Genomic DNA, 11839 nt, shown 5'->3' with positions numbered 1-11839 from the left:
AGCCATTTTGCTTTCCATCGGCGCTGGGCCAGCGACCCATCTATAAAAATATTTACTTGTATTGGACAAGTTCACGATCGACTGCCGGATTAGTGATGCAAGTATTACATGTAGCAAACAAGTTTGCAATCGTCCGATGTGCCAACAATTGTACGTGAATCGGCTATCCTGGCGGCGCTGTAACAGGTAAATACGTACTTACCGAAGCAGTAAACAGTGGTTAAAACAGGCCGAGCATTTATATGAGCTTGCTTCCATGTTTCGAGATAAGCACGCCCTCGGGTATCACTTCGAAGCCGGACGGCATCGTCAGGGCTGATGAATCTTGACTCCCCATCCGTGGGCTGTGTGTGATTCCACCCACCCAAACCATGCAACTCAAACAATTACTTTCAGATGACGACGCAGTGAGTCCGGTCATCGGGGTCATCCTGATGGTCGCGATCACGGTCATCCTGGCAGCAGTCATCGCAACGTTCGTGCTCGGTCTCGGTGAGCAAGTGAGTTCGACCGCACCGCAGGCCTCGGTTACTTTCGAGTACAGTAATGAGAACCTGACAGCCACTCACGACGGCGGAGATACGATCAAAGCCGAGGAACTGTTCGTGCGTGGGCAGCTTAACGATCCTGATAACAGTGCAACGACGATAGATAGTGACAGCTCCTGGAAAGAGATTGCCAGTGACAACACAGCAGCGACCATCCCGAGTTCAAACGACGCAACTACGGGCACTGCCAGCACTACGGAAGGCGGAGCATCGGCAGTCGTCGGCGGTGACTACATCAGGTTCCCGCTCGGCAGTGACAGTCAGCTCCGCCTCGTCTACCAGGGCGCGAGCTCCGACAGTTCGGCAACTATCGCATCCTGGGAAGGCCCCGACGCATAAGACACATTTAATTCTATTTTCGACTCTTAATACGGTCTTAACAGCGCCTGTCTTTCGGTTTCTCCATCCGCGCAGATATCAAATTAAATTATAACTAATAGTTGATTTGGCCCAAACAAATAAGTAAAGAAGCAAGTAACCGGGTAACCATGCAGGTGCGCAAACTGTTGAAGGAAGAAGACGCGGTCAGCCCGGTCATCGGGGTCATCCTGATGGTCGCGATTACGGTTATCCTGGCCGCCGTCATCGCATCGTTCGTTCTGGGACTGGGCGGGTCCACGACCAAGACACCGCAGGCGAAATTCACGTGGGACTATAATTCATACAACGGTTGGGCTGGTGGAAATCTTACAGTTACGCATGATGGAGGAGCCACGATCAAAGCAAAAGAGTTGGTGATTCGAGGCCAGGGATTCAATTCCACGGTCGATTCAAGTCTCCCATTTAAAGAAGTAGATATTGTGAATAAAGGTGACAGAACGTGGGCTGACGCTGAAGCAAACCCAACCACAACCACAAGCTCAAAAAAGGGGGGCGACAGCGCCGTCGTCTCCGGTGACTACATGACCGCTTGGGTGAACAACGACTACGATCTACGGCTCGTCTACGAGTCCTCGGAAGGCGACAACTCCGCGACCCTCGCTTCCGACACCGGTCCGAACACCTCGTAATTCCGCGTTACACTGTTTTTTGTGTCCGCTATCGACGAGCGACAGCGCTCCCCAGACCAGCCAGTACATTTATACGATATATCTCCGAGATGTTAGCTGATGGAAATTGCGTCCCAGAGTCCACTCATCGCAGCGACGCTCATCGTCCTCGGGACGCTCGTCGCCTCGCCTGCTGTCGGTCTCGTCGATTTCACTGACAACCGGCAGTCTCAGGGCGAACTCGGAACTGGCAACGTGACTGTTACCGAGGCGTCGCTGCCGTCGTCGGCTGGGTTCGAGAAGGGACAGTACGGCTCCGAGAGTTACTACCTCCGCGTTCCCGCCGCCACAGTCACGTTCGAGCGCGTCACTGGTCGGCCGGTGCTCAACTACAAGCTCGACGTTCCCGGACTCAGCTACAGTCGCCAGTCCGTCTACTTCGTCGACGAGAGCGATTCGGGAGAGCGAGTGACGTTCAAACTGAACAAAGACACGCTGCCGCCCGAGACGTTCACGCGCGAGGAATACACTGGCGAGGTGCGACTGGTCATGAGAGCGAACGGAAGCGCACGGGTGCTCGCGAACCGGACGATCACCGTCGAGGTGAGAGAATGAGCACACAGCGAGTGACGAGATCGAGCACACTGACTGCGCGAGGTAAAGCGTACGGCAAACTGGTCGGTCGAGCGATCTTCGGAGATCGGCGTGGACTCGCGCTCTTTCTCGGTGCGCTCTGTTTTTTCGCTCTCTACTGGCGAATCGGCGTGTTCATCACGGACACGAACGCCATCGGGACTACGCTCGTCAACGTCGCCGACGGTCACCTCTCCATTTCAACGGCCCCGTACGGAAGCGGACTCAATGCACCAGGGACCTACGTCGCGAACGGGAAAGTCTTCGGTCGTGACTACGGGATCGTCTTCCTGGCACTCCCCGTTCTGTGGGCGCTCCGAGCGTCGGCAACAGTGCTGGCACCACAGGTCGTCGTCATCGCACTCTGGAGTCTCCTCCTTCTCAGTTTTGCGGCGACCGTCGGACGGCTACTCGACAGCGACGGGCTCGTCGTCGGCGGGAGTGGGTTCGCGGTCGTCGCGTTCGTGGCGAACGTCAGCGTCGCGACGCCTATCGAACAGTCACTGTTCCCGATCCTGGCGTTGCAGATCGTAACGATGGCCGCGAGTGCATTCACTGCCGTGTTGCTCTATCGCCTCGTTGCCGACCTCACTTCACACCGGCTCGGCCTCATGGCAGGGACAGCGACAGTCATCGGAACCCCAGTTGGGTTTTGGGCCTCACTGCCCAAGCGCCACTCGTTTACCGTTCTCGCCGTCGTCATCGTCATGTCCGGCCTCTATGAGAGTCGAAAGTCGAGCGAGAAGGTCGTGCCGCGTGCACTCGCATACGCTGCCGTCGGATACATGGCTTGGATTCACGCCGCGGAGGCCCTCATACTGGTTCTCCCGCTGGTCGTGATCGACGCCGCTACGGCGCCCTCGAACGACCGTCGGTCCGTCGGTTTCGTCGCTTTCGTGTTCGTCGTCTCCCTGCTTCCCTTCTTCCTGACCAACCTGCTGATCTCCGGGAATCCTGTCAAACCACCGCGAATGCTTCCCTCCTATCAGCCATCAGCGGCAGATTTGGATATGAGTGGCGGGGACAATATTTCCTCAGTTCCCGTCGTGGGAAAGGTGATTACCATCGCGTCGGCGTTCGGATCGCTGCTGTGGGACGGCGTCCTCGTCACGGCATCTGAACCCGTGAGATACTATCGGACGTTCGTCCGAAGTGGGTATCTTCCGGGAGTCGCTCAGAAGGACGGGCTCGAGGCGATCAACCTCACGATTCTCGAGTCCGCGCCGCTCGTTGGCGGGTTGCTCGGACTCCCAATCGCGATCGTAGCGTCGTTCAGGAGCCGAACGACAGGAGTGCGGCGATACCTCCAGTCGCCTGCGGGCGCGACCGACGCGTACGTGCTGGCGTGTTCGACTCTCTTCGTGCTCCTGTACATTCCAAAGCTCCCCCTGCATGCGCAGGTCACTGTCCGCTATCTTCACCCGCTGTTCCCCCTCGCGATCTACGCACTGATCCGCATTCCAGCCGTTCACCGAACGCTCGATGCACACTGGAAACCGGCGCTCTGGACGTTCGCCGGGACCGTGTTCATCGGCAGCCAACTCGTCGTCGCCTATCTCGGTCTCACGAACCCTGGCCTCGGTGAAGCACTCCAGTTCCACGCGCTCCTCGCAATCGCGACCGGCGGATTCCTCGGTAGCTGGACTGTCGCGGGCTCGCTCTCCGGCCGCGTCCCAGACCGGATCGGTGCGGTGACGCTCGGACTCACCAGCGGTCTCGGGACGACTTTCGTCCTCCTGTCCGGGGTGACGTACTTCGACTACGCCGGGGCGTTCGCGTTGCCCGTCGTGGGTTTGGTAAGCGATCTCCTCGCGCTCGTGTGACGCGCATCTTTTTGTGGTCGCAGGTAAAGCGGGCGATATGGACCGATTGCAGGAGTCGCTGCGCGACGCCCCTATCGTCGAGAAAAGCGGCTATCAGTACTTCGTACACCCGATCAGCGACGGCGTTCCGATGCTCCGTCCGGAACTGCTCCGCGAGATCGTCATCAAGATCATCCGCAAAGTAGAGCTCGAAGACGTCGACAAGATCGTCACGCCCGCCGCGATGGGCATCCACATCTCGACCGCCGTCTCACTGATGACCGACATCCCCCTCGTGGTCGTCCGCAAACGCCAATATGGGCTCGACGGCGAGGTCGCCCTCTCGCAGGTCACTGGCTACTCCGAGAGCGAGATGTACATGAACGACGTCTACGAGGGCGACCGCGTCCTCCTGCTCGACGACGTTCTCTCGACCGGCGGCACCCTCAAAGCACTGTGCGGAGCCCTCGAGGAGATCGGCGCCGACATCGTCGACATCGTTACCGTCATCAAGAAAGTCGGCGGCGACAACGCGCTGGAGAATACCAAATACGAACCGAAGACACTCATCAACGTCGACGTCGTCGACGGCGACGTCGTCATCGTCGACGAAACCGGCGACGACTGACGCCACGACTGCCTTTTCGTTTCCACGTTCGAATCCACTCGACTACACTCACGGGATGTGAACCACGTGAACGTCGGTCGCTTCGCTCCCTCGTTCCCAGGTTCAAATCACCGTGACCCGATGTACAGCTCACAGGTGCCGCAGAGACGAGACGCTGCGGCGTGTTGGTCGCTGAAAAGTAGCGGGAGGTGGATTTGAACCACGGTCGTTCCGTGATACTCCACTCCCTGCTTCAACTCCACACAGCGATTTCGTCGCTCATGGTTTGTGAGCGACAGAATATAGCGGGAGGTGGATTTGAACCACCGGTCTGCGGGTTATGAGCCCGCCGGAATCTCCTGGCTATCCCATCCCGCTACTCTTCTGTAACGCCGACCGCCAATTAAGGGTTGTGATTCGGAAGCCGTCTGTTAATTATCCCCGCTGTGGCTCGTGTGCACACGCCACGTCAGCAGGCTCTCGAACACGAAGTTCACGACGAACCCGACGCCGATACCGATCGCGTTCGCAACCGGCACCCACACGCCGAACCAGCCGTTCAGCGCGAGCAACACAGCAGTGGCCACTGCGACCCCGCCGGTCCGGACGAGATTCGAGGTGACGAATCGACGAAGCAACGAGACCAGTTCCGCCTCGCCCCACCGCTGGAAGGTCCAGCGTTCGTTCAGCGCGAACATGACGATGATCGCCGTCTCGGCACTGGCCAACTTGGCACCCAGCGTTGGTACCGTGAATCCGACCGTGAGAAGCGTGATGACGATCGTGTCGACGACGAAGCCGACGACGCCCACGGAGACGAAGCGACCGAACCGCATGCCTGACGCGATCGCGCGCAGACGGGCACGAATGATTCCGAGCAGTCGGTAGTCGTCACTCATAGTTACATCTCGGCGTCGTCGCGGTCGATGAGCGCCGGTTGCTCCTCGCGGCCCTTGGCGATCACGTTGTGCAGCCGGCTATCACGCAGTCGCTTCGCGCGATGCCGGGCGACGAACAGTGCCCGTCCCATCGACAGCGTCGTCCGAATCGGTGAGACAGTCGACCCCGGTTGGTCCTCCCAGTCGATGGGCACCTCCGCGATGCGCTGGTTCACCGCAGCGGACATCGCGATCAGTTCGATGTCCCAGGCGAACCCCGGCTCGTAGATGTGGTCGCGGATGCGGTCCCAGGTCGGCGCTGCGATCGCTTTGGCCCCACACTGGAAGTCGTGGAGATCGACATCCAGGAGGAGTCGACCGAGCAGCGCGAAGCCGTCGCCGAGGTATCGCCTCGCCAGCGTCTGGTGGCTGTGGATGGTCGCATCGGGATGACGCCGCGAGCCGACGGCCAGGTCCGCAGCATCGGTCAGCACCGGCCGGACGACTGCCGCCATGGAGGAAGCGGGCGTGCTCCCGTCGGCGTCTGCGAACGCCAGCACGTCCGCTTCCAGTCGTTCGAACCCGGCGGTGATCGCCGCACCCTTCCCTCGTCGGTACGGGGAAACGCCGACGGAAACCGGGAGGTCCTCCAGCGTTGCGACCATCTCCTTCGAGGGAACGTCGATCTCGACGCGGATCTCGGCGGGATCGAGCCGCTCGCGGAGGGCTCCGACGTACGAGGACAACCGCTCGGCATCGGGTCGGAACGCTGGTACGACGATCCCCAGAGACCGACTCATTGTGGTGAAAAATCAGATGGGAGTGTAAAAACTGTTCGACTTCACACCCTCGTATCGCGACGGAGGTACCGAGTCACAAGAGGTATAGGGCCGGACGCGCCTCTCTCGGGTGATGGCATACGGCCTCGTCGCGCTCTGGTTGGTCGTCTATCTCGCCCTCCTCCTGGCCGGCGTGCCGATCGCCGCGACGCTCTTCCCCCGACTGGCCGACAGGGGTCTCGGCGTCGCACTCCCCCTCTCCGCGGCGATCATCTGGCTCACGGGGTACTGGATCGGCCAGTTCTCCCTCGCACTCGCCGTCTGGGCGGGCCTCCTCACGCTGTTCGGCCTCGTCATCGCGCTCGTGTACGTCCGAGACGTCGAAATCGACGCGCGTGTCCTCGCAGAGACCGTCGGCGTGTTCACCGTTGCCTTTCTGTTCCTGATCGCGATTCGGGCAGTCGATCCCGCCGTCCACCCCCTCGGCGGGGAGAAGTTCCTCGATTTCGGCCTGCTGCAGTCGCTCCTCCGCGCAGAAACGTTACCGCCAGAGGACATGTGGTTCGCCGACGAGCCGGTGAAGTACTACTACGGCGGGCACCTGCTCGCGTCGCTGTTGACTCGGCTGACGGGCACCGAGCCGCAGTTCGCGTACAACCTCGCACTCGCCGGGTTCTACGCGATGCTCGTGACGGCGGCGTACGGACTCGCAGGCTCGATCACCGCAGATCGAGGCAGTCCCCGGTGGCTCGGCGGGCTAATGGGCGTGTTTTTCGTCGGCATCGCGAGCAACCTCTCGACGCCAAGTCGCCTTCTCATCTGGCAGTTGCCGGACGGTCTCGGCGGGTTCGTCGCGGGGCTGTTCTCGATGCCCGTCGAAGGGTTGGCCACGGGGACGCAGGCGTTCAGCTACTGGGACGCCAGTCGCATCATCGGGGGAACGATCAACGAGTTCCCGCTGTTCGCGTGGCTCAACGGCGACCTCCACGCGCACATGATGAGTACGCCGTTCCTCCTGCTGGTCGCGACGCTGCTCTACAGCTACTATCGGACTCCCGAAGCCGAGGTCACGCGGCGTCGGCTACTCGTTCTCGCGACGCTCCCCCCGCTGGCAGGGTTGTTGGCCGTCGTCAACACCTGGTCGTTCCCCAGCGTCGGAGGGCTGACCCTGCTGACCCTGTATTTCGCTCCGAGCGACCCGCGGACGCTCGCTCCGTCGCCGATCGCCAACCGACTCGCTCGACCGGACCGCTGGACGAGCGACGAACTGGCGAGACTGGCGACGGCCGGCGCGGTCGGCGTCCTCGTCGTCGTCATCGGCGTCGTCGTCTCAGGGCCGTTCTGGTTCGGAACAGCGAGCGGGCGTAGCCTCGGCCTCTTCCCCGACCGGAGCGCCCTCGGCCCGCTCGTCACGGTTCACGGCACCTTCCTGCTCGTGTTCGTCCCGTATCTCCTCAGATACGCGCTCCCAAAAGTAGAGAACGCCGGACGCGTCGCGGTCATGCTTCTGCTGGTGGTCGGCATCGGCGTCCTCAGTAAGGCTCCCGCTGTCGCCCTGTTCGCCCCGCTCATCGCCGTCGGCTGGGCGCTTAACCGACTCGACGCTGGTCGTGCCGGGCGCGCCACAGGCGCTGAACGGACAGACGGTGGCCGCGACGCCCAACCCACGAACGGGACAGCGAGGGCGACAGACGGCGACGCCGAACAGTTGCTTGGCAGTGAGGAGACCGCGGGTGCAGCGGCGACCGAGTCGGCAGACGAACGGCAGCCTGGGCTCCTGTCCGAACTGGGCTTCGAGTCAGTGTTGCTCATCGCCGGGGCCGGACTGGTGGTGCTCGTCGAGTTCCTGTACGTCAAAGAACAGGCTGGACCCGGGCGGATGAACACGGTGTTCAAGACCTACATGCAGGTGTGGGTTCTGTGGGGCGTCGCCGCTGGGGCAGCCCTGACCGACCTCGTCTGGCGACACCGGCCGTCGCTGGCACTCAGCGGCGGTCGCTGGAAACCGACACTCCGGATCTTCGCCGTGGTGTTGATCGCAGCGACGTCCATCTACGGTGGCCTCGCGCTCACCGATCACTTCACGGCCGAGGGGCCGACGTCACAAACCGACGATCCGACGCTGAACGCGACGCTGTTCGTCGGGACGACTCACGCCGACGAAGCGCCCGCGATCCGCTGGCTCGATCGACAGCCCGGACGACCGACCATCGTGTCGGCCCCCGGCGGCTACCGATGGAACGCACCGATGGGCCACGGTGCGAGCGCGGCCGCCAGCCTCACGGGCGTCCCGACCGTCGTCGGCTGGCACCACGAGATCGGCTACCGCGGCGAGGAGGCGTACGAACGCCGGGCGAGCGACGTGCGGACGATCTACACCGGTCCTTCGGGCGACCAGGCGCGGCTGTTGACCGAGTACAACGTGAGCTACGTCTACGTCGGGCCGGCCGAGCGGACGACGTACGGTCCGGTCGACGTGGCCCAGCTCGAGGGAGTGACGGTGGCGAGACAGTGGGACGAGGTCACGATCTATCGCGTCGATCAGAGCGAACTCACCGCTGCGGAACCGTTGTAACTGCGCTCAGACCGCGTCGACCCCAGTGATCTCGAACCGTGCCCCGCCCTGCCGGCTCTCGGTCACCGAGATCGTCCAGCCGTGTGCCGCCACGATCTGCTCGACGATCGACAGCCCGAACCCGGTTCCGCCGTCGCTCGTCGAGAACCCCGACTCGAAGATCTGCTCGCGTTCGGCTTCCGGGATGCCCGGGCCGTCGTCCGCGACGAAAAAACCGTCCGACTCGCTGTCGGTGAGGCAACCGACGCGAATCGTGACGTCAGCGCTCCCGTGTTCGATCGAGTTCCGAAAGAAGTTCTCCAGGAGTTGCTGGAGGCGATTCCGGTCGGCCTCGATCGCGAACGCGTCTTCGACGAGGAGCGTTCCCGCTTCCGTCTGGACGTGGGACCAGGCGGCGTTGGCGACGGCAGCGACGTCGACCGGTTCGAGTTCACTGACAGTCCGGCCTTTGCGGGCGAGTGCCAGCACCTCGTCGATGATCTCGCCCATCCGTTCGTGTGCCTGCTCGGCTTTGCGGTAGTGGCTCTCGTCGCCGGTTTCGGCGTACAGTTCGAGTCGCCCCTGCGCGACGTTGAGCGGGTTCCGCAGGTCGTGAGACACCACGCTGGCGAAGCGGTCGAGTCGCTCGTTCTGTCGCTGGAGTTCCCGCTCCCGGTCCCGCAGTGCCTGTTCGCGACTGGTCGCCGCCAGCGCCGTCTGGAGGTTCGCGGCCAGGACCTTCGCGAGCGCCACGTCGGATTCGTCGAAGTCGTCGGGCGCGGTAGACCCGATCAGCAGGACGCCGTAGTCACCGAGCGGCAGGATGAACTCGCTTCGAATCTCCGTCTGCGGGTTGTACGCCTCGGACGTCTCGCTGACGTCGGCGAACACGCGTGCCTCCCCGCGCTCGAACACGTCCCAGGCGATGCCATCACCGCGCTCGAATCGGATGTCCGGGTCGAGCAACGTCGCGGCCCCCTCGGACACCACGACAGGGACGAGCGCATCCGTGACCTCGTCGTACCAGAACATCCCGTTGACCGGCATGCCGAGGACGTTACTCACCGTTCGGCTGGCGATCCGACCGACGTCGTCCGGTTGCTCGGCCGTCATCATCTCGCGCGTCGCGTCGTGGAGCGCCTCCAGCGCCTGCTCTCGGCGTTTCCGCTCGGAAATGTCGCGCATCACGCCGACCGTCCCGGCGAACTCCCCGTCCGGGGACGGGAGGAGCGCGATGTTGTTTTCACAGGGAATCCGCTCGCCGTCCCTGGTGACGAGGTCCATTTCGACGGTGCCGCGCTCGCGCTCGCCGGCGAGCAGGCGCTCGATGAGTGCCGTGCCGTCGGCGACGTCGTCCTCGTCGATGACCGTCGTGACGTGCTCGCCGACGAGTTCGTCGGTCCCGTAGCCAGCCAGACTGCACGCCGCATCGTTGACCATCGTGATGACCCCGTCGGGGTCGAGCGTGTAAATCACGTCTCCCACCGTGTCGAGCATCGTCTCGTAGCGCCGTTCGTTGGCCTCGAACGCCCGTTCGCGTCGGTACCGCTCGACGGCCGAGACGGTGCGTTCCCCGACTGTCGCGGGCGACACGCCGTCCGGCCCGCCGGGGAGGTACTCGGTGACGCCGGCCTGGAACGCCTCGCGCGCGACAGTGGAATCACTGTTGGCAGGGTACAGCAGCACCGGGAACACGGGATCGGTTTCGCGCACGCTGCGAAGCAGGTCGAGGCCGGTTGTCTCCGGTAGCTGCTGGCCAGTGACGAGGCAATCGACCGCCCGGTCTGCGATGCGAGTCACGACGTCTGTCGGTGCCGTCTCTGAGACGGTGAGGCGTCCATGGCTCCGTTCGAGACCTGCAGCTACGGCCGCGTCGTGCGTTCCAGGAACCCAGGCTACCCTCACCACCTCCCGCTCGGCAACCCCCATACTCACTATTACTGTGCAAACTCCTATAAATAGACTATCAAATTATCAACCCCGCATCGCCGGCGAACGACCAAGCGGGGAAACAGCTGGGGAGTGAAGCAGTGCTCTGCGGTGTCGCAGCGCGAGTGTGAAACGAAAGCGAGACAGTTAGAGGAAGTTCTTGGCGACGACCCCGATCTCGTCGGCGTCGGCGTCTACGGTTTCGAGGTGGTTCGGGATGTAGTCGCGGCGCTGGTAGTCCTCGTACTCGTCTTCCTTGCCGATGGTGCACCACAGCTGGACGCGGTCGGGACCGTGCCACTCACCCTGGCGCTGGATGCCGAAGCAGACGTACTCCTCGCCGTCGTACTCGATGACGGCGTTCTTCCGGATGCCTGGGTCCCCGTGAATGATGAGCTGCTTCATGGCCCGAGGTTCGTATGACCGTCCATTAAGCGTTCCGAAGCCACGTTTTTCCCGCTCGGGTGAGCGCGGAGCGCTCACCGTTCGCGGCAAAAACGTGGGCGAAAAAGGCTGAACGCTCGGCTTCGCCTCGCGTTCAGTGAACCGCACTCCCTGCGGTCGCGCGGATGCTTGCTGCTCACTGCGTCTGCGAACACATCAAATTCATAGTATTACATACATAGGTCTGAAACATGCATCGACGCTCATTTCTGGCGACTGGGGGTACATCGGTCAGTTTGTTCAGTGGAGGTTGTTTGTCTCTATTTGAGGATTCCTCAATTCAGCTGGGGTATCTAGACGTTGGTAACTTTGACAGGGAACAACACGAGTTCGATGTTCAAGTCAAGCGGGACGGCAAACAAGTGCACTCTTCATCACACACTATTGCTGGGAAAGACGGAAACGTCGTTCACAGTGAGGCAGTCGAGTGTACGTGGGGAAGCACCGCTGGGGAATATACAGTGTCCGCCAGAGTGGACAGCAATGAATGGAGGAACCAGTCACTACTTCCCGCAGATACTTTGGTTAGTTCTGAAACCGATTGTGTTGTTGCGGGTGTCTGGTATCGCTTTGATGGCCTAGAATTTCAAATCGGGAGTGGTTGTAACCGTGATTATGACGAAATGTGTTCGTTCACCTCTCAGTAGCCCCTCTATACTGACCACCAGCATCCGGC

General features: G+C 61.8%; 10 protein-coding genes and 1 tRNA gene. 6 read left to right on the top strand and 5 right to left on the bottom strand.

Features of this window, described 5'->3' with window-relative positions:
- Positions 1-371: 371 nt before the first annotated feature.
- The 5 genes from ACFR9U_RS09380 to hpt all read left to right on the top strand — a co-directional run bounded on the left by ACFR9U_RS09380 (position 372) and on the right by hpt (position 4600).
- Complete coding sequence (locus ACFR9U_RS09380) at positions 372-887, top strand: type IV pilin domain-containing protein (RefSeq protein ID WP_247376126.1); 516 nt, start codon at positions 372-374, stop codon at positions 885-887.
- A 149-nt stretch (positions 888-1036) separates the two neighbouring features.
- Positions 1037-1558 carry a type IV pilin domain-containing protein gene (locus tag ACFR9U_RS09375; RefSeq protein WP_247374554.1) on the top strand — a complete coding sequence of 174 codons (522 nt, stop codon included), beginning with the start codon at positions 1037-1039 and terminating at the stop codon, positions 1556-1558.
- A 99-nt stretch (positions 1559-1657) separates the two neighbouring features.
- Positions 1658-2152, top strand: a complete 495-nt coding sequence (locus ACFR9U_RS09370) for a hypothetical protein (RefSeq protein ID WP_247374557.1) — start codon at positions 1658-1660, stop codon at positions 2150-2152.
- Entirely contained in the window at positions 2149-3993 is a 1845-nt protein-coding gene (locus tag ACFR9U_RS09365; RefSeq protein ID WP_247374561.1) for a hypothetical protein, read from the top strand. Before ACFR9U_RS09370 ends, ACFR9U_RS09365 begins: the two co-directional genes overlap by 4 nt.
- 37 nt (positions 3994-4030) lie before the next feature.
- Entirely contained in the window at positions 4031-4600 is a 570-nt protein-coding gene (gene hpt / locus ACFR9U_RS09360; protein WP_247374564.1) for a hypoxanthine/guanine phosphoribosyltransferase, read from the top strand.
- A 282-nt stretch (positions 4601-4882) separates the two neighbouring features.
- Here the strand turns inward: hpt and ACFR9U_RS09355 are convergent.
- The 3 genes from ACFR9U_RS09355 to ACFR9U_RS09345 all read right to left on the bottom strand — a co-directional run bounded on the left by ACFR9U_RS09355 (position 4883) and on the right by ACFR9U_RS09345 (position 6257).
- A tRNA-Met gene (locus tag ACFR9U_RS09355) sits at positions 4883-4957 on the bottom strand.
- A gap of 53 nt (positions 4958-5010) precedes the next feature.
- A complete protein-coding gene (locus ACFR9U_RS09350) occupies positions 5011-5478 on the bottom strand; it encodes a GtrA family protein (protein WP_247374567.1) in 468 nt (155 codons plus the stop codon).
- Positions 5479-5480: 2 nt separating this feature from the next.
- Complete coding sequence (locus ACFR9U_RS09345; protein WP_247374569.1) at positions 5481-6257, bottom strand: glycosyltransferase; 777 nt, start codon at positions 6255-6257, stop codon at positions 5481-5483.
- A 112-nt stretch (positions 6258-6369) separates the two neighbouring features.
- On the opposite strand from ACFR9U_RS09345, the gene ACFR9U_RS09340 reads away from it, so the two are divergent.
- Entirely contained in the window at positions 6370-8811 is a 2442-nt protein-coding gene (locus tag ACFR9U_RS09340) for a DUF2298 domain-containing protein (protein ID WP_247374572.1), read from the top strand.
- Positions 8812-8817: 6 nt separating this feature from the next.
- On the opposite strand, the gene ACFR9U_RS09335 is transcribed toward ACFR9U_RS09340, so the two are convergent.
- Together ACFR9U_RS09335 and ACFR9U_RS09330 are read right to left on the bottom strand one after the other, a co-directional pair.
- Complete coding sequence (locus ACFR9U_RS09335; RefSeq protein WP_247374574.1) at positions 8818-10719, bottom strand: PAS domain-containing sensor histidine kinase; 1902 nt, start codon at positions 10717-10719, stop codon at positions 8818-8820.
- Positions 10720-10866: 147 nt separating this feature from the next.
- Complete coding sequence (locus tag ACFR9U_RS09330; RefSeq protein ID WP_247374577.1) at positions 10867-11124, bottom strand: HAH_0734 family protein; 258 nt, start codon at positions 11122-11124, stop codon at positions 10867-10869.
- Between the last annotated feature and the right edge of the window lie 715 nt (positions 11125-11839).

The sequence above is a fragment of the Halorientalis brevis genome (genome assembly GCF_042678165.1).
GTDB lineage: Archaea > Halobacteriota > Halobacteria > Halobacteriales > Haloarculaceae > Halorientalis > Halorientalis brevis.
The sequence above is the reverse complement of the archived record's forward strand: the minus strand, read 5'-3'. Positions and strand labels throughout refer to the sequence as shown.